Below are 21,772 nucleotides of genomic sequence, written 5' to 3'. Positions count from 1 at the left end.
GTATGGCTAGTGCACAAGATTTGCGAAAGCGCATAAAGAGTGTTACCAATACGCAACAAATTACAAAAGCGATGAAGATGGTAGCTTCTGCTCGTCTTCGTAGGGCTCAAGCGAAAGCTGATGCAACGCGGCCGTACGCAGAAAAAATAGGGCAAATCTTGCGTCATATCTCCAGTAGTGATTTACAAGATTACGTAAGTCCTCTCCTTGAAACTAGACCTGTAAAACGCACTTGTTATATCGTTATCGGTGCTGATAAAGGTTTGGCAGGGGCTTACTCGTCCAATGTATTAAAAATGGCAATAGAACAAATCGGACAAAAAACACCTGATGAATATTGCATTATTACAACTGGACGAAAACCAAAGGATAGCTTGAAATCACGTCACTATCATATTGATAAATCGTACAGTGGTTTTTCCGATAAACCGAGTTACGAACATTCGCGATCTATCATGGAACATGCACTTTCAATGTACGAAAGTCATGAAGTTGACGAAGTTATCATGATTTATACGCGTTTTGTAAATTCTATGACGCAAATTGCACAGGCAGAGCGCATTCTACCGTTAGAGCAACCAGATGATGAGGTTAAGGGTGAAGAATATGAATTCATGCCAGATCCTGCATCAGTTTTGGATGCACTATTGCCAAAATATTTAGAAATTACTTTATATAATGGATTATTACAAGCGGCGGCTAGTGAATTAGGTGCTCGTATGACAGCTATGACATCTGCTACCGATAATGCTGGGGAACTCATTAGCTCCTTAGGCCTTGAATACAACAAGTTACGTCAATCCAGTATTACTAATGAAATTTCTGAAATTGTTGGCGGTGCAAATGCCTTGCAATAGATAAGGAGAGACCTCTTAATGAGTAATAATATTGGGAAAGTGGTGCAGGTCATTGGCCCAGTTGTAGACGTGCGTTTTGAAGCTGGTCATTTGCCAGCTATCTATAACGCCATCCACATCTACCATGACCATAAAGCTCACGATAGACAAAAAATTGTAGTAGAAGTTATGCAACATTTAGGTGACGATATGGTTCGTTGCGTTGCTATGAGTTCTACTGATGGTATGACCCGTGGTATGGAAGCAGAAGATATGGGTGCTGCAATTTCCATTCCTGTTGGTGAAGGTGTATTGGGTCGTATCTTTAATGTGTTAGGGGAAACTGTTGACCATGATCCGGCTCCAGTTGTGGCTGATGAAAAATGGCCTATCCATCGTCCAGCACCTAAATTTGATGATCTTTCACCAGACACACAAATTCTTGAAACTGGTATCAAAGTCGTAGACTTGATTGCACCATATGTAAAAGGTGGTAAAATTGGTTTGTTCGGCGGTGCCGGAGTAGGTAAAACCGTATTGATTATGGAATTGATTCACAATGTGGCAACAGAACATGGTGGCTATTCCGTATTCTCCGGTGTAGGTGAACGTACACGTGAAGGTAATGACCTTTGGAACGAAATGAAGGAATCCGGCGTTATCAATAAAACAGCTCTCGTATATGGTCAAATGAATGAACCACCTGGGGCTCGTATGCGCGTTGGTTTGACTGGCCTTACAATGGCTGAATATTTCCGTGATGTAAAAAAACAAGACGTGCTTTTGTTCATCGATAACATCTTCCGTTTCATTCAAGCTGGTTCTGAAGTATCTGCCCTCTTAGGTCGTATGCCATCTGCCGTAGGTTACCAACCTACATTGGCTAATGACGTAGGTGCATTACAAGAACGTATTACATCTACAAAAGAAGGTTCCATTACTTCTGTACAAGCTGTATACGTACCTGCCGATGACTTGACTGACCCTGCACCAGCAGCTACATTTGCTCACTTGGATGCGACAACTGTATTGTCTCGTTCTATCGCTGAACTTGGTATTTATCCAGCGGTGGATCCACTTGACTCTACTAGCCGTATTTTGGACCCTCATGTACTAGGGGAAGAACATTATAATGTTGCTCGTGGCGTTCAAGAAGTGTTGCAAAAATATCGCGATTTACAAGATATTATCGCAATCCTTGGTATGGAAGAATTATCTGATGAAGATAAACTGACTGTATCTCGAGCTCGTAAAATCCAACGTTTCTTGAGTCAACCATTCTTCGTAGCAGAGGTATTTACTGGTTCTCCTGGTAAGTATGTACCGTTACAAGAAACATTGCGTGGCTTTAAAGAAATCCTTGATGGTAAACATGATGATTTACCAGAAGGCGCATTCTATATGGTTGGTACCATTGATGAAGCCGTTGCAAAAGCAAAGGAAATGCAAGAGAAGGGGGAATAATCCATGGCGGAACCTATGACCCTAACGATAATTACACCTGATGCGGTTGTATATGATGGTAAAGCTAATTTTTTCGTGGGACGTGCTATTGATGGTGAATTTGGTGTTTTACCAAATCATGCACCTATGATTATCGCCCTTGATGTGGCGCCATTACGCATTGATGACCCTGAAGGGAAAAAACAAACCTTCGCTGTTTTTGGTGGATTTGTTGAGATTGAAAACAATAAGGTAAGTATCATTACACCAAATTGTGAAAGTCCTGAAGCCATCGATATAGATCGTGCGGAACGTGCAAAAGAACGTGCAGAAGGTCGTTTGTCGAATCCGACACCGGATATTGATGTAGAACGTGCTGAACATGCGTTAGCTCGAGCTTTGCTTCGCTTAAAAGTAACAAAACGCATATAATTATGCAATTACAAATAAAAGCAGATATAGCATGCCTAATAGGCATGCTATATCTGCTTTTTTCGTTTTTATTATAATACGCTAACGCCTCTTAAGGAGTAAGCGGTATTTTTAGGTTGTTCAACTTGGAATTCATAGTCTGGTACAACAGGCATTTCCGCGTTGATACCAGGAGATTGATAACGGTCACGATCTGTAGGAACACGTTTGTATGGTAGTTTGTCGAGTAGATCCTTGATAACCTTATTCCATACAGATTTATGGGTAGGCATAGTGAGAGAATCATCTACTTGATTAAAACCGCTGCGAATGGTATGCACAATACCCTCGTTAGTATCGTAGTAATAAATCATAGCATTTACTTTTGCTTGGATGTGAATATCATCACTATCATCGCGGTGGTATTGGCTAAGATATGTTACAGGTAATTGAACATAAATATCTTGCATAGGAACCGGCATGATTACGATTTCAGATTGTTGCGTAGCTGCAATTTCAGCTAAATCAACAGCTGTAATTTGGCTGAGAGGAGTGTTTGTACTAACTACAACCGTATCATAATAAGGGTAGCGTAATACACTTGCTACAGAATCAGATAAATATTTCCTAAAAGCTGCTGTGCTTTCATTACGTAGTGTAGTAGGTACTACAAGTGTTGCTTTGCGGGATGGAAAATTATCTAGATGACCATCATAATTGGCTTTTCCAATTGTTGAAGGTGTATTAGATGTTGTAGATGTAATTTGAATAGATGAAGTACCAATTGTACTAGGCGCGGGAATAATTTTTACTGGTGCAATAGGAATAGAACGAGTGTTTTTAGATTGTGTGTCATTTTGTGCAGCGTTAGCAATTGTAAAAGTAGAAACAAAAGCTAGTGCTAGACAGAGACTGACACGCGTTGTGACTTCTCTTAATTTCATGTCAAACTCTCCTTGAGATGAATAAATCTTTAACTATATGTAACAGTATACCATAGTTATAATAAAAAAGAAGCAAGCCTCAGCTTGCTTCTTAATGTGGTGGACGATGACAGGATCGAACTGCCGACATCCTGCTTGTAAGGCAGGCGCTCTCCCAGCTGAGCTAATCGTCCATGTGGTGACCCGTCCGGGAATCGAACCCGGGATACCGCCGTGAAAGGGCGGTGTCTTAACCGCTTGACCAACGGGCCAATATTGGCTCCCCGAGTAGGACTCGAACCTACGACCGATCGGTTAACAGCCGATTGCTCTACCGACTGAGCTATCGAGGAATAATATAGTGATTATTATAAATGAACCGTACAAGAATAGCAAGAGGAAATGATATAAAAAGTTAAAAATTTTTAGCATATGCTATAACTAAAACACATAATACAATGAGTTTTTAACGTGATAAATAAAATTGATGAGTTAGCAATAAAATATGATAAACATATTGTGTAACCATAAATTCAGTGTTTAAGCGTATTCCTGGCTTTTTTATGCTGTTGGAATAGAGGTAAGTTAGTAAATAAATTGTATTGAGCATAGATATTATATGCACTCATAATTAAAATCTTTTCTCTCTAAATTGATAGCTAATCTCATTAATTGATGAAATATGGTTCATAGATAAGGTATCTAATGATTGGTAACGAATCATATACAAGTGTAATATGTGATATTAGTTACAGATATAACGCGTTAAACAGGCTTTTAAAGGGTCTCGAGATAGTTATTAAAGTGCATAAATTTGGTATAATTAATCAGTGAAAATAATTATCAAATCGATAAATTTCATTGTGAAAAGTGTATAGGTAAAGCGTTGAAAGCCTTTCAGTAGTGTGCTAGTATGGAGGCATAGAGTTAATCTTAGCTTAACGCTTTGAGAAAAATGTATCTCATGGTATTAGAGTTAATATCCAATTATTTTCCTGAGGAGGGATTATCTTGCGCGAGATTAATGTATCTGAAATCACAAAAACAATCCGTCAATTATGTATGGATGCAGCTTACCACTTGCCAAAAGACATTTATGAAGGCTTGAAAAAAGGCCGCGAAACAGAAGAGTCTCCAGTAGGTCGTATTGTTCTTGATCAACTTATCGAAAATGCAGAAATTGCTGATAAAGAAGATCGTCCATACTGCCAAGATACTGGTATGACAATGGTATTCCTAAAAGTAGGTCAAGATGTACATTTCGTTGGTGGCGATCTTACTGAAGCTATCAATGCTGGTGTTGCAGCTGGTTACATCGAAGGTTACCTTCGTAAATCCGTTGTAGGTGAACCATTGTTCAACCGTAAAAACACACAAGACAATACACCTGCTATCATCTACACAGACATCGTTCCTGGCGATAAAGTAGATATCCAAGTAGAACTTAAAGGTTTCGGTTCCGAAAACAAATCTGGCGTAGCTATGCTTGTTCCAGCTGACGGCGTTGCAGGCGTTAAAAATGCGGTTCTTGAAATCGTTAAAAAAGCTGGCCCTAACCCATGCCCTCCAATCGTACTTGGCGTAGGTATCGGTGGTACTATGGACCAAGCTGCTGTATTGTCCAAAAAAGCTTTGCTTCGCGACATTAGCACACCTCACAAAGATGCAGACTATGCAAAATTGGAAGAAGAAATTTTGGAAATGGTTAACAAAACTGGTATCGGACCACAATTGGGCGGTACTACAACTTGCCTTGGTGTAAACATCGAATGGGGCCCAACTCATATCGCAGGTCTTCCTGTTGCAGTTACTATTATGTGTCATGCTGCTCGTCATGCTCACGTAGAACTTTAATCGATAGGAGGTAAATAATATGTCTGAAACAATTCGCATTAATACTGAAGAATATAATGAAGAGTTTTCCCGTAAATTAAAAGTTGGTGATAGCGTTCTTATCACTGGCAAAATTTACTCCGCTCGTGACGCTGCTCATAAAGTTATGACTGAAGCTTTGGCACGTGGTGAAAAATTACCAATCGATTGGACTAATAAATTCGTTTACTATCTTGGCCCAACACCTGCAAAACCTGGTGATCCAATTGGTTCCGCTGGTCCTACAACTTCCGGTCGTATGGATGCTTACACACCAACAATGCTTGATCAAGGTATCAAAGGCATGATTGGTAAAGGTTCCCGTAAACCAGAAGTAGTTGAATCCATGAAGAAAAATGGTTGCACATATTTCGCAGCAGTTGGTGGCGCTGCAGCATTGATTGCAAAATCCATCAAAAAATACGAAGTACTTGCATATGGTGAACTTGGTCCAGAAGCTTTGGCTGAATTGACAGTTGAAGACTTCCCATGCATCGTAGTTGGTGATACTGAAGGTAACAACTTCTACGAAGAAGGTCAAAAACCTTACAGAAGAATCTAATATTCGCCATTGAGCGATTAAAAGAGGCTTGCTTTCGCGAGCCTCTTTTTGTTGTTTTCGTATAAAACCGTATAGTTACAGGATATATCAGGTTTATTAAAGGAATTTCACACAGTTACAACATAGTTTGGTCTATAAAAGACATATTTTTTATGATAATATATTTATATATTTGAATATTAAAAAAGGGGCGATATAATGCATTCTATTGAATCAATTAGACAAGAGGTGCATGCTGCTATAGATGAACTATTAACAGTAGCAAAGGTACGTGAAGGACAATTATTGGTAGTTGGTTGTTCGACTAGTGAAGTGTGTGGTAAAAAGATTGGCACAGATTCACATGAGGATGTAGCTGCTGTATTATTTGATGAAATATACAAGCTTGTAACAGATAAAGGGTTACACTTAGCTGTTCAATGTTGTGAACATTTGAATCGTGCGCTAGTAATGGAACGAGATGCGCTAACTTGGGAAGAAGAATGTAATGTAATACCTCAAATTCATGCAGGTGGTGCTATGGCAATGACGGCTTATAATCGCTTTAAAGACCCTGTTATTGTTGAATTTGTACAAGCTGATGCTGGTATTGATATTGGGGATACTTTCATAGGTATGCATATGAAACATGTAGCAGTTCCTGTGCGTTTAGACATTAAGAAAATTGGGGAAGCTCATGTGACAGCTTGTCGCGTTCGACCTAAGAGTATTGGCGGTAGTCGTGCCGTTTATAATGACGCATTATTGTAAGAGGAGAAGATAATGTCTGGGATTATTCCATATGTTGTATTAGCTGTTGTGATACTCGGTTTCTTTGCTGTGTGTTATGCAGTTTTTAATAAGAGTGAAAGTGATAATGAAACAAATCTAGAAAAAGATGTTTCACACAAAGATGTGCGTAAGCAAAATGTATATGAAGAAGAAACAATACATGTAACGCAAAAACAACCCCATGATGGCGTTGACGTATATGCTGTTGAGGATGAAATTATTACAGAGCAAACATTGGAAATTCCTGTAGTCGATAGTTTTACAGAGGATACGATTGCCTTAGGTGAATCTCCAGATATGATGTCTGCTACCAGTCAATTTGAAGCGGATGCAACGCAAATGTTTGGCAATGAGTCTAGCGAGGTTGCACAACCACAAGGCCCATCTGCTTTAGAAGAAACAAGAATGTTTAATGCTGATGAAATCAATGAACATTTGGGTAATATAGAAGAAGAGGTAGAGCCAGAGGTGAGTGGCCCATGGGCTCAAATTGCACAAGAGGATAAACGTGTCGCTATGGCGGTCGAGCCTTTTGTTCATGCTTTTGGTGTTGTTCAAAATGATACGATGCATGTTGTTAGTGAGATTACACGAGATGCTTTAATTGCATTAGGAATCACTAAAGGCAGTGAAGTTAATTTACTATTGCAAAATATTGTAATTCAAGAAGCGTTAATGTCGATGCAAAAAGCCTATGCGGGTACTCCAACTCCATGGATGAAGACGGCTGCTCTAGAGGCTTTTTTAGATGTAGTACAATCGCCTAAGTCTAGCACGCCGTATTTGGTGGCCTTTGATGCATTGCGTGTCTTGCCACATCTTACACTTGGCCACTTCCAAGTCATGGCATTGACTTTGCTGTTGCAGTACTCTAGAAACTCTAACAATTATGGTCGTATTCATTTCCAACATTATGTAGAGAAATATATTGAGCCATTTATTTCTGATTTGCCTTATGATCAATCGTTCTATCGTCAACTTGATTATTTGCGTTGTACACAGCAAGAACGCGAACCGGTGTCCTTGACGCAACTGTTGGGAAATTCGTATCCATTCGTATTTAACTATCGTGGTTTTACGAAGGAAGAATTATTTCGTGCTACTGATGGTCGCGGTGTAGATCCACGATTTGTGGTACGTAGCTTAAATTCTAATCTGTATAAACTCGCTGTCGTTGATGAATCATTAGCACCGCGCTTCTTTAGAGAAGCACGTATTTCTGATGCGATGATACAACGTGATCTCCTAGCTTTGATGAAGAGTAAGCCTACTGCGTTTAGAGGTGAAGAGGCTCGTCAAATCATGGATGATATTAGTCCAGTTCTTTCAGATTTAGCTAGCGTCTATGATGCGAGTCCTATGTGCTCTATTTCACTTACCTTGCTAGGCCTCTATTTAGGTCGAGCTCATGTGAAAGCTACCATTGGAGAAGAATTTGATTTATCTCATTGGTTCTAATTACATTTATATATAAAACAAACCGCCCAGGTAAGTCTTGGGCGGTTTTGTGTTATGTAAATCTTATTGTTTAATTATTAAAGCCGAATTCTATAATTTCTTGTGGATCCAATAATGTAACATGGCGTCCGTTGATTTCGATGATACCTTCGTCACGTAGTCGGCCAAGTTCACGACTTAATGCTGTACGAGATACATTAAGGGCTTCTGCCATTTGTTCTCGGTTATGTGGTAGAAGGAGTTTTTCCGTATGTTGCATCGTATAAATATCAGTAAGGTAAGCGTAAATCTTTTCTCGCATCCCTTTTAATGTTAAATAGTGAACCTTCTTGGTGAGGAGTATTGCTTTTTCAGATAAATCTTCTAATAAATTTGAAAGGATTTTTGTTTGGCATTGGTGGCAATCTGGCAATGTTTCAATGAATGTTTCTAGTGGGATGAACATGATTTTGGTAGACTTCATTGCTTTTATAGTAGCAGGCCAGAGAGGTCGTTTACTAAATAGAAGCGCTTCTCCAAAGAGGGACGATGCTTCTAGATTTGCCATAATAACACGCTGTCCGAGAACATTTTCACGAGTTAGCATGGCACTGCCTTCCAATATAATGCCGATACCTTCCATAGGGTCTCCAGATATGGCGATAAAGTCATTCTTTTTATAGTTATTTATAATGACCTTTGCATTGTGTAAGTAGCTTGTTAATTCCGAAGTCCCTAATGTATTGAATAGAGGACATGCTGTTAAAACAGGTAGATATTGTTTGATGATATCATCTGATAAAACTTGTTTGATCATATATACCTCCTAGATAGCATAGTATTTCATCCTTGGATTGTGATGATTGTTATAGGCAAATTGTAATGATTATTGTATAATAATATAGCTCAAATGAGCATTTAATCCAATATAAATGTTGGATTAAAGCAAAAAAATGAAAAAGTTTTTAATTGTTGCTCAAGCTACAGAAATTGTACCACCTTTACGTTATACTTTCAAATGTAATCAATCAGACACCTGATAATTCATCAGTGTAATGTATAGGTTTTATATTATCTAGCTTGAATGCGAGAAAGTCTCGCAAAGGAGGATTTTAAATGAGCATGTTCTGTTATCAATGCGAACAATCTGCGGCACCAGCTGGTTGTACAGTACAAGGTGTATGCGGTAAAACTGCACCAGTTGCAAACTTACAAGACGAATTAACTGCTGCTTTGGTGGGCTTGGCTCGCGCTTTAGACGTAAAAGGCCACACTAAAGAAGGTATCGATTATTTAATGCGTGGTTTGTTCATGTGTGTAACAAACGTTAACTTCTCTGAAGACCGCGTTCAAGCGTTCATCGACGAAGTAAACGCTTACCATGCACAAGTGGACAGCACTCAACAAAACTTCGATTGGGAACAATTGTGGAAAGGTGAAGAAGATATCGTATCCCTTCGTTCCACATTATTGTTAGGTATGCGTGGTATGGCTGCATACGCATGGCATGCTGCTCGCCTTGGTTTCCACGATGCTGACGTTGACGCTTGGTTTGTTAAAGGTTTAGTAGAAATGGCGAAAGATCACAGCGCTGAAGAATGGCTTGGTCTTTTGATGGAATTCGGCGAAATCAACTTGAAATGTATGGCTATTCTTGATAAAGCTAATACTGAAACATATGGCACTCCAGTACCAACTACAGTACCTTTGACTGTAGAACCAGGTCCTTTCATCGTTGTAACTGGTCATGACCTTCACGACTTGAATCAATTATTGGAACAAACTGATGGTAAAGGTGTAAACATCTATACTCATGGTGAAATGTTACCTTGTCACGCTTACCCTGAATTGAAAAAACATCCTCAATTGAAAGGTAACTTCGGTACTGCATGGCAAAATCAACAAAAAGAATTCGTTGACGTTCCTGGCGCATTCTTGTTCACTACAAACTGCATTATGCCACCAAAAGAAAACTACAGAGCAAATATCTTCACTACAGATATGGTAGGTTTCGACGGCTGTGCACATGTAGAAGAAAAAGCTGATGGCACTAAAGACTTCTCCGCTGTTATTGAACGCGCAATCGAATTGGGCGGCTACAAAGAAGCTCAAGAATTCACTGGTATCAACGGTGGTCACGAAGTAACTACTGGTTTCGGTCATGGTACAGTATTGGGGATTGCTGATAAAGTAATCGACGCTGTAAAAGCTGGTGCAATCAAACACTTCTTCTTAGTTGGTGGTTGCGACGGTGCTAAAGTAGGCCGTAACTACTACACAGAATTCGTAAAACAAACTCCAGATGATACTGTAGTATTGACATTGGCTTGTGGTAAATTCCGCTTCAACGACCTTAACATCGGTGAAATCGGTGGTATCCCTCGTATCCTTGATATGGGCCAATGTAACGATGCTTACTCCGCTATTCAAGTAGCAGTAGCTTTGGCTGGTGCCTTTGAATGTGATGTAAACGACTTGCCATTAACATTGGTATTGTCCTGGTACGAACAAAAAGCAGTATGTATCTTGTTAACATTGTTGGCATTGGGTATCCGCAACATCTACATCGGACCTTCCTTGCCTAAATTCTTCTCCAGCAATGTATTGAACATTTTGGTAGAAAAATTCCAATTACATCCAATTACAACTCCAGAAGCTGATATGAAAGCTATCTTGGGCTAATCGGATTAAATCTTAATAACAGCGGCCCTAATCCCCTCTCTCTTATATGATTCGGGCTGTTGCTATATAAATTAGGCTATGCCATCTTTTGATGGTATAGCCTTTTTTGTCTCAATCATATAAAATTGTATATAAAGGTTTTAATGGAGAGGGTGAACAAACATGTTTGTCAACAGTGGACAAACATACCTCTATTGTGTATATAGACATCTATGAATATTGATTGCTATACTATAGCTAAGAAGTGAATTATTTCTTTATTTATGTATGTATAGAGGTTCAATATGAACAGTATTTTTGATATTATCGGCCCCGTTATGATTGGTCCGTCTAGCTCGCACACCGCTGGTGCGGCGCGGCTTGGCAAGATGGCTCGTTGTATATTTGGGAGTGTGCCGAAAAAGGTAGAGATGACCTTGTATGGGTCATTTGCGAAAACATATAAAGGTCACGGTACAGATCGTGCCTTGTTAGGTGGATTATTAGGTTTTAAAGAGGACGACAAGCGAATTCGTAATGGGAAGGAATTAGCTGATGAAGCTAGTTTAGATTATACTTTCATCGAATCACCACTCGATATAGGTCATCCTAATGTAGTGAAGTTTGATTTGTATGGTGAAAAAGAGCGTCATATGTCTGTAGTAGGACGTTCCATCGGTGGTGGTCAAATTATGATTACTGAAGTAGACGGCAATGATATGTCTATTACAGGCGATGAATTTACACTTGTTGTATTTCATGAGGACAAGCCTGGTGCCATTTCGCTCATTAGTCAGGCTTTAAGTGAATCTGACATCAATATTGCGTCTATGCGTGTTTTTAGAAAGGGTAAATATAAAGATGCGGTTATGGTTATTACCACCGATTCTGTTGTTAACCCTATTACTGTACAGTTTATGCGTGAGTGTCCAGGCATTCAAGATGTAATGACCTTTGAGGCTTTGTAGGAGGAGATGATGAGTTACGCTTATGAAACGATAGCTGATATTATCCGACTTAGCGAAGAGCATAACCTGTCTTTTGGAGATGTGGTTATGCGCACTGAATTGGAACAGTATGATCGTAATGAAAAGGAGATTACTAAAGAAATCAAACATCGCTTAGATATTTTTAAGGCTTCTATCAAGGATGGGGTACGTAATTTGAAACGAACCCAATCCAATATGTCCGGTGGTGAGGCCGCTCGTTTAATTGCAAGAAAACCACTATTCATGAGTGATATTTCGTATAAAGCTATGTCGTATGCTATTGCGGTCAATGAAGCTAATGCGAAGATGTTTAAGGTCGTAGCCTGTCCTACGGCTGGTTCTTGTGGTGTCATGCCAGGTGCGGTTCAGGCTGTAGCGGAGCATTATGAACTAGATACACCTACATTGGTGAAAGGTTTTCTTGCTGCAGCAGGCGTAGGTAATGTGGTGTCCAATCGAGCTTGTGTAGCAGGTGCGGTCGGTGGGTGCCAAGCCGAAGTTGGTACTGCAGCTTGTATGGCTGCCGCTGCTATAGTAGAAATGATGGGTGGGACTGCTCGTCAGGTTGGTCATGCTGTTGCACTTTGTATGAAAAATTTATTAGGCCTTGCATGTGATCCAGTGGCAGGTCTCGTCGAGGTGCCTTGCGTTAAACGGAATGGTGTCTATGCTGTTCATGCCATTACAGCGGCTGAGCTTGCATTGGCTGGTATTGAAAGTCAAATTCCACCGGATGAGGTTATTGAGGCCATGAATAATATTGGGCGTGCAATGCCAGCAGCTCTTCGTGAAACTAGTGATGGAGGGTTGGCCGTTACGGAAACTGGCTTAGCAATAGCTGAAAAGGTGCGTTCTTTATAAAAGCTAGTATAAACTACTATATAATATATAGGTTCACATAGTTTGGGTAAGATAAAAACTGTCTTACATAGACCATGTGAACCTTTTTTCGTTATCGTATTTGTAGTACAATAAAAAGATGAATAGAAGGGAGGGTGGATGTATGGAACAGGCTATCCGTTTGCTGACAATTTTAGAAGAAGCGGGCTTTGAGGCTTTTATTATCGGCGGTGCAGTACGAGATATGCTCATGCATGTGGAGCCTCACGATTTTGACATCGTTACATCTGCCCGACCAGAACAGGTTATGTCTGTTTTAGCTAATGCTGGTATTGAGACAAAGGGTCTAATAGGGAAAACGTTCGGCGTAGTAGTGGCTACTGTGGGGGATAAACATTATGAAGTTGCTACGTATCGTAGTGAACGGTATGGAGTGGATAGTCATCGTCCAGAGAAAATCGTCTATGCAGATACACTCGAAGAAGATGTAAAGCGTCGTGATTTCACTGTTAATGGTATGGCTATGAATCGCTATAAGGAGATTATTGACCTTGTTGGCGGACGTCATGATATTAAACATAAGGTGCTACGCACTATCGGTAATCCTGAGGAACGTTTTCAAGAGGATGCGTTGCGTTTGTTTAGAGCTTGTCGCTTTATCGCAAAACTCGATTTTATGCCTGATAAAGCATTATTAAAGGCAATGCCAACAGCATTTCATCGTGTATCGGGACTTTCACTAGAACGCGTGCGAAGTGAAATAGATCGTCTATTATTAGAACCTGCAGTGGCAAAGGGTTTAGATGTATTCGTACAATCTCATTTGGCTGAATGTACCTGTCGCATGGTGGAAAATGGGGAAAGTAGAGAAATTCCTATTTTACCTGAGTTATATCATCTAGTGGGTTTGCCACAAGAAAAGGCATTTCATGAGTTTGATGGATGGTATCATACATTAGCAGTCGTATCTGAAACAGAACCTGATTTGACACTCCGTTGGGGTGCTTTGTTGCATGATGTAGCAAAGGGGATGCCTAGTATTAGACAAGTTATTAATGGACGTTATACGGATCGTGGACATGATAATCTAGGATCTCAGATGGCTTATGACATATTGATTCGCCTTGGGTATAATAAAAAATTTGCCAGTCGTGTATCTTGGATTGTTAAGAATCATATGCGTTTTCATTTCTTTGTTCAAAATGAAGAGGCAGATGAGAAAAAATGGATTCGCAAGGAAGCTCGTAGCGGTGAGTTTAGGGATAGTCAAGGCATGCGTGAAGCGTGGCAACAGTTGGCTAAGGTGTGTGCAGCCGATGTTCTCGGTTGTGGGAAACCGTATTCCGTTACAGATGGTACTTTGGCCTTTGGAGAATGTATGGCGGATTTGAGCTTGGAGATGCCTGTTCATACAAAGGATTTACGATATGATAAGCGCGTTCTTGCAGCGTGTGGTGAAAATATAGCGCAATGTCTACAGTATTTGATGCAACAAGTACAAAATGGCGTTGTTAAAAATGAACCTGATGATTTGTATGATGCAATTATTCACAAGTTGCAACGCACATCATATTAATACTTTTAGTGGGAGACCATAATGAATATTTCAGGGAATGATAATAAGCGAATTGAATATACGGTGCGCGTACTCCTATGTATTGCCGTTGTTTTGGTAGGGCGCTTATTCTTTTTACAAATTATAGATAAGTCTGATTTGCAGGCTAAGAATTTGAGCCAAGTACAGGTGGATAGAAAATTACAATCTCCTCGCGGTACGATTTATGACCGTAATGGCCGACCATTAGCGATGAGCGTTGTTACAAAATCCTTGTATGCAGATCCGAAGATGATTGATAGACCCCCCGATGAAATTGCTGACCTTATTGAGCCTTATGTAACGATGGCAAAAGGGGATATTGTAAAATCCTTACAAGAGGATACTGCCTTTGTGTGGATTGACCGTATGATGGAACCAGAAAAATCGAAGGCTATAGCTCAGTTGATTAAGGAGAAAAAGCTAAAAGGTCTTAATTTCGTAGAGGAATCAAAGCGATATTATCCAAATGGTAATTTAGCAGCTCAAGTATTAGGCTTTGTTGGAACCGATGATAAAGGTCTTGATGGTCTTGAGATGGTACTTGACGATGAATTAAAAGGCGGTATTCAAAAGGAACTCGTTGCGACCGATAGAAACGGGAATGCTATTTTTGGCTCCGTGTTGTCCAAATATTTGCCTGATAAGGGTAAAAGTGTGACCTTAACTATCGATGCAAGTATTCAATTTATTGCAGAGCGAGCTCTGGATAAAGCGATGGAGGATACGGGGGCTAAACATGCGAGTGTTATTGTTATGGACCCTAAGTCAGGGGAGATTTTAGCGATGGCCAATCGCCCTACATATGACCCTAATCATTATAGTCAAAGTTCTGACGAAGCGTTTAAGAATATTGCGGTAACTAATTTGTATGAACCAGGTTCCACATTTAAGCCTCTTATCGCCTCTGCCGCATTAGCATCTGGCAAATGGAAACTAGATCAAGTGTATAACGATAAGGGCGCCTTTGTAGCCAATGGACATGTGATGCAAAACTGGAATGGTGAAGGTTATGGCCCTGTTAAATTGGTCGATATTTTGAAGTTCTCCATTAATACCGGTATGGCTGAAATCGGTACGACTACTGGTGCAGATATATTGTCTAAATATGTTCGTGATTATGGATTTGGTTCTACAACAGGTATTGAATTGCCTGGTGAGGGTGCAGGTATCTTGTACGAACCAGAAGACATGAGTAAGCTTGACGTAGCTACTATGTCTATTGGACAAGGGATTGCGGTTACTCCGTTACAAATGGTACGTGCTTTTGGAGCTGTAGCTAATGGTGGTAAGATGATGCGGCCTCACATTATTAAATCCTATAGTAATGTTAAGGGAGATATTACGAGTACTACTGATCCAGAAGTAGTGGGGCAACCGATACCAGAGGAAACGGCAAAAACAATTGCGGATATTCTTGAAAAAGAAGTGTCTGAGGGGGGCGGTTCAAAAGCTTTGGTAGAAGGCTATCACTTTGGAGGTAAAACAGGTACTGCCGAGAAGCTCGATACTAAACGAGGAGGCTATTTAGCAGGCCATTATATAGCATCCTTTATTGGATTTGGCCCAGTAGAAGATCCTAAGTTTGTAGTTCTTGTTGCTATTGATGACCCTCAAAAAGGTTCTATCTATGGTGGTCAAATTGCGGCCCCAGTATTTAAAAATATCATGTCTCAATTGGTTAGATACTATCAAATGTCGCCATCTGTTAAAGATGGTGCTACAGTTGTGGCCTCGCCAGTAGCAAAACTTCCGTCAGTAAAACCAAATAGTGATGGTGATGTAGTATTGCCAGACTTTAGAGGATATACATTTGGGGAGGTACGCGATTGGTTGCATACGGCAGGCTTGTACTTTAAACCTGATGGTACAGGGACTGCGGTTTCACAAGAGCAACTGCCAGGAACAGTGGTGTCTCCCGGTACCGCTATTGTCGTCCAATTTAGTCACTGATGACTTATATAGTATAGGAATTAAACCTACAACTATAGACAAAGCGTTATATAATAGAATAAGAGATTACTAAAGGTGCCTCTATAGGCACCTTTTTATATAAGAATTCTGTATAGCGTATAATAGAATGGAGATAACTATGATTGAATTACGTGGTAAAGCTGTAGCTGATGCACATAAAGCTATTTTGCAAGAAAAAATGACAAACCTTGAAGCGGGTACTATTACAATGGCGGTATTACTTGTTGGTGATGATCATGGTGCAAACATGTATGCTGATTTTATGGAAAAAACAGCCAAGAATTTTGGCTATGGATTTGTGCGCACTCAACTACCTAGTACGGCAAGTCACGAAGAGGTATATGAAGCATTGATGTCATTAAATAACGATGATGCAGTACATGGTATTTTGCCACTTATGCCGATGCCAAAGGATATCGATACGGAGCAATTAATTGATGCTTTAAGTCCTAAAAAAGATATCGATGGTCTTACGACCTATAATATTGGTCTCGTAACAGCTAGTAAAGGTGGTTTTGCACCTTGTACAGCTAAGGCTTGTTTAGCTATATTAGATCATTATGGGATTTCTTTAGAAGGAAAACATGTAGTTGTTGTGGGTCGAAGTCAAGTTATTGGTAAACCAGTAGCGTTGATGGCTCTTGAACGTCATGCTACAGTATCCATCTGTCATTCGCGTACGACTGATTTGGCGTGTCATGTTAAAGAGGCGGACATCGTAATCGCTGCAGCTGGTCGTGCACATATGATTACAGCAGACATGGTAAAGGCTGGTGCCGTTGTTATTGATGTAGGTATCAATGAGCTAGATGGTAAAACAGTAGGCGATGTTGATTATGATGCGGTGAGTAGTGTTGCATCTGCTATGACACCGGTTCCTGGTGGCGTTGGTTCCGTTACAACGACGATGATGTTGGAAGCAGTTTATGAGGCGTATCATGCACGAAATGTCAATCGCTGAGGGGATTTTAGATATCGCTTTAGAAACAATGAGAAATAATGATGCATCTATCATTCATTCCGTACAACTTGATTTAGGTTTAATGAGTGGCGTAGAACCTGATGCATTGTTCTTTTGCTGGGATGCGGTAACAAAAGGTACTCCGGCAGAAACATCTAAAATCGATATTCACACCATCCCTATTACAGGACAATGTTTAGACTGTGATACTATCTTTGATGTGCAAGACTATAAATTTATCTGTCCTCATTGTGAAAGTCGTCTTGTGAACACTATAGGTGGTCGAGAACTACAAGTGACATCTATTGATATAGATTGAGGTATATATGCAAGTAGAAGTAAAAACAAATGTATTGGCAAAAAATGATGCCATTGCATCATCGTTGCAACAAATATTTAAAGAAAAACATATCTTTGTATTTAATTTAATGGGCTCTCCAGGTGCGGGTAAGACGTCGTTATTAGAAGCAACATTACAAGATTTAGCAAAAGATTATAATGTGGCTGTTATTGAAGGCGATTTATTTACCTCTAAAGATGCTGAGCGCATTCATGCTCTTGGAGTGCCTGTCATTCAAATCAACACGGTAGGCGGCTGTCATTTAGATGCTAATATGATTCAAGATGCTATATCTGATTTAGATCTTGATGCATTAGATATGATAATTATAGAAAATGTTGGGAATTTAGTATGCCCTGCAGAATTCGATATAGGTGAGGCTGTGAAAGTCACAGTGTTGTCTGTTACAGAAGGTGAAGATAAGCCCTTAAAATATCCACTTATCTTTAAAGAATCAAAGGCTATATTGCTCAATAAGATTGATCTTTTACCATATGTACCATTCGATAAGGAAAAGGCAATCAAAGATATTCGTAATTTAAATCCTCAAGGCCAAGTGTTTGAAATCAGTTGTACCGTTAAAGATGGTCTGGTACCATGGTTAACATGGCTTAGAAAACAAATGGAGAGTCGATAATGAAAAAAATCTTATCTCATGCAGCATTGACTATAACCGTGCTAAGTGCAATGGGAACTGTATCGGTAGGGGCTGTTGATGCAGAAACAACGGTGCCAGAAATCAAGAATACTATAGTTGTTGTGAAAGAACCTGCTGCAGATAGTCGCTCAAAAAGTGGATGGCTAGCTGAACAATTAGCAGTTACTGCTTTTGGTGATTCTTTGCAATATTGGCAGGCTGCTAGCGAAAATGATGGTGTTATGCCACAGGATTCAAAAAATAATTTATCTGATATAGGACATTCGTATACATCTAATAATTTACCAGCTCTTGGTGTAGAAGATGACTACAGTTTAGCTTTGAAATCGGACGAGGATACTGCGAGTATAGGTCCTGTATATCGCGTTGGTGATGTATATAAGCCTAGTGCTACTACTAAAAAGACCGTGAAAGGTGTATTTACAACGTATCATGAAAAAGATATGGATATAACGGTGTATACTGGACCGGATAAATCACGTCTAGAAGGAAATCAGTTGCGTGGACAAGGTGCTACATACTTATTTCCTGTAGGTACTATTACTAATTTACATACTACAGAAAAAGGTTTGGTTACTGTTCGTGATATTGGTGTAGGTAGTTCCCGCATGGAGATGATTTTCTCTTATGGTAGTCCTAATGCGATGTGGCGGAACCAATCCGATGAATCATATATCTTTTTATATGAAGGTCATGCGGAAAATTCATGGACAGAAAAAAAGGAATTTACTTCTCTCGTAGCGAATACAAATAATAATAGCCAATCTCCAGATTCTATTCAAAACGGAAAATCCTATGTGGCTTTCACCGTTAAAAATAATGTGATAGAGGCTGTTGATATTTTGGATGGACAGGTTTGGACCCGTTTCGGATTGCCAAAGGCTCCGATGTATCATTTCCATGCTGGGCAATTGAGTGACGATGATTTTGTGTTGCGTGGTTTACGATTGAATCAACATTTTGTGAATGATGCGGATGCAGAGTGGAGAACTCAAGGAATGCTATTTGGTGCTACATTCATTGGCTATAATGAGTATGGCGTTAGCGTAGATGATAAGTCGCTTATCAATCGTGTGTTGTTAAACGTCTATACACCGACACGTCGTGGTATTGCCATGGGTGATACAAAATATCTATTGCTATTTGTATATGGTATGCCGACGCGTATAGTGGAGTCTGCAACAAATACAGGCACTGCAACGGTGTATGAGTATAAAAATCCAAGGTCGAGTAATTCTTATTTACAGTTCGCCTTAGATGATAAAAATCAATATATCAAATCAGTGATGTTATCTGACCGACCTGTTAAGTAGGTCATCTTAAGTGAGGAGGCAAGGATATGGTTACTGTACAAGATGTGAAAGAACGGTGGGAACAAATTCAAAATGGTGATGAGCGTATATTGTTCATCGTTGGTGGCCCTGGTTCTGGTAAAAGTTTGTTAATTCGTGAGTTATCAGAGCAAAAAGGGTGGAAATATTTAGAAGCAAAACAACTTATTGAAGAAGAATTTTTGTTGGTTCCTCGTGATGAACGTCCAAAACTTGCAGAAGATGTTATTCGCCGTGCATTAAGTCGTAGTGATACGGAAGTACTTCTTTTAGATGGCATTAATGTATTATTTGCTCCTATTTTAAACTTAAATCCTCTTGAACTATTAAAGACCATTAGTAAAACATATCCGATTGTTGTAGGTTGGCGTGGTCATCTTGAAGGTGACCAATTGTACTTAGAACACAATAATGATCCAAAACATGCAGTGGTTACTATTACAAAACCTGAGCGTGTCATGGTTATTGACTAATTACAGTTATATTGATTGATGAGGGCATTATATATTGCCATGAGTTATGACCGCATATAAAAAGGTGGGTGGATATCATGGATTAATATATAATTGCCCTTATTTTAGGTATTATAGAAGGTATAACAGAGTGTATTCTTGTGGTACCTTAACCGTTCGTCTTTATCTACTTTTGGATATTATAGAATTATAGTGCCTATATTAGCGATTATGCACCTGTATTTATGATTTCCTATGAGGGAAAAATGAAATTGAATAAAATTCAAAAAAATACTTGCATCGAAAAAACTTTCATGATATATTGATATAGCACTAAGGGACACCGCAATGAACGAAAAAACTTTAAAAAAGTTTTTAAAAAGTTCTTGACACTTAGTGAGGCGGATGTTACAATACATTTTGTCGTAATGATGCTGGCGTAGCTCAATAGGTAGAGCAGCTGACTTGTAATCAGCAGGTTGTGGGTTCAATTCCTATCGCCAGCTCCATTTTATTTCTGGAGGGATTCCCGAGCGGCCAAAGGGAGCAGACTGTAAATCTGCCGTCTTCGACTTCGAAGGTTCGAATCCTTCTCCCTCCACCATCTATAGCGGGGTGGAGCAGTTGGTAGCTCGTCGGGCTCATAACCCGAAGGTCGCAGGTTCAAGTCCTGTCCCCGCAACCACAAATATTCGCAGTGAAGTGAACGTTCATTGTGCTGGTGTAGCTCAGTCGGCAGAGCGTATCCTTGGTAAGGATAAGGTCACCGGTTCAATCCCGGTCACTAGCTCCATACATGGCGGCATAGCTCAGTTGGCTAGAGCAATCGGTTCATACCCGGTGTGTCCGCGGTTCAAATCCGTGTGCCGCCACCATTAAACCTCACGTTGGTGAGGCTTTTTTTATATCTATATTTAAATAATGAATCATATCTAACTACACACATTTGTAACTTAGATATGATTTTTTGTTTATTGATCTTTATAGATTATGATATAATATTCTGTAGGAATGTATATTCCGTTGATTAAATTAGGTTATTATATTATAGTATTACTATAAAAGTATTTTGTTTTTGTGAAGGAGGATTATTTCCTAATGGCAAAAGAAAAATTTGAACGTACGAAACCGCATGTTAACATTGGTACTATCGGTCACGTTGACCATGGTAAAACTACTTTGACTGCTGCAATCACAAAAGTATTGGCTGAAAAAGGCCAAGCTGACTTCCAAGATTACAGCATGATCGATAAAGCTCCAGAAGAACGTGAACGCGGTATCACAATCAACACTGCACACGTTGAGTACGAAACTGCTAACCGTCACTATGCACACGTTGACTGCCCAGGCCATGCTGACTATGTTAAAAACATGATCACTGGTGCGGCTCAAATGGACGGCGCTATCTTGGTATGTTCCGCAGCTGACGGCCCTATGCCACAAACTCGCGAACACATCTTGTTGGCTCGCCAAGTTGGTGTTCCTGCAATCGTAGTATTCTTGAACAAAGCTGACATGGTTGACGATGAAGAATTAATCGAATTGGTAGAAATGGAAGTTCGTGAACTTCTTTCTTCCTACGAATTCCCTGGCGACGAAGTACCTATCGTTGTAGGTTCTGCGTTGAAAGCTTTGGAAGGCGATGCTCAATATGTAGCTAAAATCGACGAATTGATGGATGCTGTAGACTCCTACATCCCAACTCCAGTTCGTGATA

Annotated in this window: 20 protein-coding genes and 8 tRNA genes; 23 read left to right on the top strand and 5 right to left on the bottom strand. The window is 39.8% G+C overall.

Going from position 1 to position 21,772, the window contains the following annotated elements:
- Positions 1-2: 2 nt before the first annotated feature.
- Genes atpG through atpC form a run of 3 tightly spaced genes read left to right on the top strand, consistent with a single transcriptional unit; the run spans position 3 to position 2,711 of the window.
- Positions 3-857, top strand: coding sequence for an ATP synthase F1 subunit gamma (atpG, locus tag VEI_RS09500; protein WP_059364630.1), 855 nt, complete (start codon positions 3-5; stop codon positions 855-857).
- Positions 858-875: 18 nt separating this feature from the next.
- Positions 876-2,300, top strand: coding sequence for a F0F1 ATP synthase subunit beta (gene atpD / locus VEI_RS09495; protein ID WP_059364628.1), 1,425 nt, complete (start codon positions 876-878; stop codon positions 2,298-2,300).
- A 3-nt stretch (positions 2,301-2,303) separates the two neighbouring features.
- Positions 2,304-2,711: an ATP synthase F1 subunit epsilon gene (gene atpC / locus VEI_RS09490; protein ID WP_059364626.1), complete on the top strand. Its 408-nt coding sequence runs from the start codon at positions 2,304-2,306 to the stop codon at positions 2,709-2,711.
- 71 nt (positions 2,712-2,782) lie between these two features.
- Here atpC and VEI_RS09485 read toward each other — a convergent pair whose 3' ends face one another.
- The 4 genes from VEI_RS09485 to VEI_RS09470 form a co-directional block, all read right to left on the bottom strand.
- Positions 2,783-3,634, bottom strand: a complete 852-nt coding sequence (locus VEI_RS09485) for a hypothetical protein (protein ID WP_059364624.1) — start codon at positions 3,632-3,634, stop codon at positions 2,783-2,785.
- 97 nt (positions 3,635-3,731) lie between these two features.
- Positions 3,732-3,807, bottom strand: a tRNA-Val gene (locus tag VEI_RS09480).
- 3 nt (positions 3,808-3,810) lie between these two features.
- Positions 3,811-3,885, bottom strand: a tRNA-Glu gene (locus VEI_RS09475).
- A gap of 5 nt (positions 3,886-3,890) precedes the next feature.
- Positions 3,891-3,966, bottom strand: a tRNA-Asn gene (locus VEI_RS09470).
- A gap of 658 nt (positions 3,967-4,624) precedes the next feature.
- Between VEI_RS09470 and VEI_RS09465 the strand changes: the two genes are divergently transcribed.
- From VEI_RS09465 to VEI_RS09450, 4 genes are all read left to right on the top strand, one after another.
- Positions 4,625-5,467 carry a fumarate hydratase gene (locus tag VEI_RS09465; protein ID WP_059364622.1) on the top strand — a complete coding sequence of 281 codons (843 nt, stop codon included), beginning with the start codon at positions 4,625-4,627 and terminating at the stop codon, positions 5,465-5,467.
- Positions 5,468-5,486: 19 nt separating this feature from the next.
- Positions 5,487-6,047 (top strand): Fe-S-containing hydro-lyase, encoded by a 561-nt coding sequence (locus tag VEI_RS09460; protein ID WP_059364620.1) that lies wholly within the window; start codon positions 5,487-5,489, stop codon positions 6,045-6,047.
- A gap of 198 nt (positions 6,048-6,245) precedes the next feature.
- Positions 6,246-6,797 carry a TIGR01440 family protein gene (locus tag VEI_RS09455; RefSeq protein ID WP_059364618.1) on the top strand — a complete coding sequence of 184 codons (552 nt, stop codon included), beginning with the start codon at positions 6,246-6,248 and terminating at the stop codon, positions 6,795-6,797.
- A gap of 12 nt (positions 6,798-6,809) precedes the next feature.
- Entirely contained in the window at positions 6,810-8,276 is a 1,467-nt protein-coding gene (locus tag VEI_RS09450; RefSeq protein ID WP_059364616.1) for an LPO_1073/Vpar_1526 family protein, read from the top strand.
- Positions 8,277-8,346: 70 nt separating this feature from the next.
- Here the strand turns inward: VEI_RS09450 and VEI_RS09445 are convergent, their stop codons facing one another.
- Entirely contained in the window at positions 8,347-9,072 is a 726-nt protein-coding gene (locus tag VEI_RS09445; protein WP_059364614.1) for a Crp/Fnr family transcriptional regulator, read from the bottom strand.
- A gap of 299 nt (positions 9,073-9,371) precedes the next feature.
- On the opposite strand from VEI_RS09445, the gene hcp reads away from it, so the two are divergent.
- The 16 genes from hcp to VEI_RS09365 all read left to right on the top strand — a co-directional run.
- Complete coding sequence (gene hcp / locus VEI_RS09440; protein ID WP_059364612.1) at positions 9,372-10,937, top strand: hydroxylamine reductase; 1,566 nt, start codon at positions 9,372-9,374, stop codon at positions 10,935-10,937.
- 284 nt (positions 10,938-11,221) lie between these two features.
- Entirely contained in the window at positions 11,222-11,884 is a 663-nt protein-coding gene (sdaAB, locus tag VEI_RS09435) for an L-serine ammonia-lyase, iron-sulfur-dependent subunit beta (protein ID WP_059364610.1), read from the top strand.
- A 9-nt stretch (positions 11,885-11,893) separates the two neighbouring features.
- Positions 11,894-12,766: an L-serine ammonia-lyase, iron-sulfur-dependent, subunit alpha gene (sdaAA, locus tag VEI_RS09430; RefSeq protein ID WP_082161479.1), complete on the top strand. Its 873-nt coding sequence runs from the start codon at positions 11,894-11,896 to the stop codon at positions 12,764-12,766.
- Between the two features lie 142 nt (positions 12,767-12,908).
- Positions 12,909-14,321, top strand: a complete 1,413-nt coding sequence (locus VEI_RS09425) for a CCA tRNA nucleotidyltransferase (RefSeq protein ID WP_059364607.1) — start codon at positions 12,909-12,911, stop codon at positions 14,319-14,321.
- A 21-nt stretch (positions 14,322-14,342) separates the two neighbouring features.
- Positions 14,343-16,292, top strand: coding sequence for a penicillin-binding protein (locus VEI_RS09420; protein WP_059364605.1), 1,950 nt, complete (start codon positions 14,343-14,345; stop codon positions 16,290-16,292).
- Between the two features lie 139 nt (positions 16,293-16,431).
- Positions 16,432-17,274 (top strand): bifunctional 5,10-methylenetetrahydrofolate dehydrogenase/5,10-methenyltetrahydrofolate cyclohydrolase, encoded by an 843-nt coding sequence (locus tag VEI_RS09415; protein ID WP_059364602.1) that lies wholly within the window; start codon positions 16,432-16,434, stop codon positions 17,272-17,274.
- Positions 17,252-17,593, top strand: a complete 342-nt coding sequence (locus VEI_RS09410; RefSeq protein ID WP_059364600.1) for a hydrogenase maturation nickel metallochaperone HypA/HybF — start codon at positions 17,252-17,254, stop codon at positions 17,591-17,593. The genes VEI_RS09415 and VEI_RS09410 overlap by 23 nt, the downstream gene beginning before the upstream one ends.
- A gap of 7 nt (positions 17,594-17,600) precedes the next feature.
- Positions 17,601-18,251, top strand: a complete 651-nt coding sequence (gene hypB / locus VEI_RS09405) for a hydrogenase nickel incorporation protein HypB (RefSeq protein WP_059364597.1) — start codon at positions 17,601-17,603, stop codon at positions 18,249-18,251.
- Entirely contained in the window at positions 18,251-19,585 is a 1,335-nt protein-coding gene (locus VEI_RS09400; RefSeq protein ID WP_059364595.1) for a hypothetical protein, read from the top strand. Before hypB ends, VEI_RS09400 begins: the two co-directional genes overlap by 1 nt.
- A gap of 26 nt (positions 19,586-19,611) precedes the next feature.
- Complete coding sequence (gene brxF / locus VEI_RS09395) at positions 19,612-20,076, top strand: BREX-3 system P-loop-containing protein BrxF (protein ID WP_059364593.1); 465 nt, start codon at positions 19,612-19,614, stop codon at positions 20,074-20,076.
- A 412-nt stretch (positions 20,077-20,488) separates the two neighbouring features.
- Positions 20,489-20,564, top strand: a tRNA-Thr gene (locus VEI_RS09390).
- A gap of 10 nt (positions 20,565-20,574) precedes the next feature.
- Positions 20,575-20,659, top strand: a tRNA-Tyr gene (locus VEI_RS09385).
- 5 nt (positions 20,660-20,664) lie between these two features.
- Positions 20,665-20,740, top strand: a tRNA-Met gene (locus VEI_RS09380).
- Positions 20,741-20,772: 32 nt separating this feature from the next.
- Positions 20,773-20,848, top strand: a tRNA-Thr gene (locus tag VEI_RS09375).
- 5 nt (positions 20,849-20,853) lie between these two features.
- A tRNA-Met gene (locus VEI_RS09370) sits at positions 20,854-20,930 on the top strand.
- 223 nt (positions 20,931-21,153) lie between these two features.
- Positions 21,154-21,772: GTP-binding protein (locus VEI_RS09365; RefSeq protein WP_145749521.1), on the top strand; the 619-nt coding region annotated here is incomplete at its 3' end.

Source organism: Veillonella tobetsuensis, from assembly GCF_001078375.1.
GTDB classification, from domain to species: Bacteria; Bacillota; Negativicutes; order Veillonellales; family Veillonellaceae; genus Veillonella; species Veillonella tobetsuensis.
The sequence above is the reverse complement of the archived record's forward strand: the minus strand, read 5'-3'. Positions and strand labels throughout refer to the sequence as shown.

Excerpts from the sequence above, each read along its gene's own strand:
- hcp (WP_059364612.1), top strand. The coding sequence starts at position 9,372 with ATGAGCATGTTCTGTTATCAATGCGAACAATCTGCGGCACCAGCTGGT.
- sdaAB (WP_059364610.1), top strand. The coding sequence starts at position 11,222 with ATGAACAGTATTTTTGATATTATCGGCCCCGTTATGATTGGTCCGTCT.
- sdaAA (WP_082161479.1), top strand. The coding sequence starts at position 11,894 with ATGAGTTACGCTTATGAAACGATAGCTGATATTATCCGACTTAGCGAA.
- atpD (WP_059364628.1), top strand. The coding sequence starts at position 876 with ATGAGTAATAATATTGGGAAAGTGGTGCAGGTCATTGGCCCAGTTGTA.
- VEI_RS09455 (WP_059364618.1), top strand. The coding sequence starts at position 6,246 with ATGCATTCTATTGAATCAATTAGACAAGAGGTGCATGCTGCTATAGAT.
- VEI_RS09425 (WP_059364607.1), top strand. The coding sequence starts at position 12,909 with ATGGAACAGGCTATCCGTTTGCTGACAATTTTAGAAGAAGCGGGCTTT.
- hypB (WP_059364597.1), top strand. The coding sequence starts at position 17,601 with ATGCAAGTAGAAGTAAAAACAAATGTATTGGCAAAAAATGATGCCATT.
- VEI_RS09445 (WP_059364614.1), bottom strand. The coding sequence starts at position 9,072 with ATGATCAAACAAGTTTTATCAGATGATATCATCAAACAATATCTACCT.
- atpG (WP_059364630.1), top strand. The coding sequence starts at position 3 with ATGGCTAGTGCACAAGATTTGCGAAAGCGCATAAAGAGTGTTACCAAT.
- VEI_RS09420 (WP_059364605.1), top strand. The coding sequence starts at position 14,343 with ATGAATATTTCAGGGAATGATAATAAGCGAATTGAATATACGGTGCGC.
- VEI_RS09460 (WP_059364620.1), top strand. The coding sequence starts at position 5,487 with ATGTCTGAAACAATTCGCATTAATACTGAAGAATATAATGAAGAGTTT.
- VEI_RS09400 (WP_059364595.1), top strand. The coding sequence starts at position 18,251 with ATGAAAAAAATCTTATCTCATGCAGCATTGACTATAACCGTGCTAAGT.
- VEI_RS09485 (WP_059364624.1), bottom strand. The coding sequence starts at position 3,634 with ATGAAATTAAGAGAAGTCACAACGCGTGTCAGTCTCTGTCTAGCACTA.
- VEI_RS09410 (WP_059364600.1), top strand. The coding sequence starts at position 17,252 with ATGCACGAAATGTCAATCGCTGAGGGGATTTTAGATATCGCTTTAGAA.
- atpC (WP_059364626.1), top strand. The coding sequence starts at position 2,304 with ATGGCGGAACCTATGACCCTAACGATAATTACACCTGATGCGGTTGTA.
- VEI_RS09415 (WP_059364602.1), top strand. The coding sequence starts at position 16,432 with ATGATTGAATTACGTGGTAAAGCTGTAGCTGATGCACATAAAGCTATT.
- brxF (WP_059364593.1), top strand. The coding sequence starts at position 19,612 with ATGGTTACTGTACAAGATGTGAAAGAACGGTGGGAACAAATTCAAAAT.
- VEI_RS09450 (WP_059364616.1), top strand. The coding sequence starts at position 6,810 with ATGTCTGGGATTATTCCATATGTTGTATTAGCTGTTGTGATACTCGGT.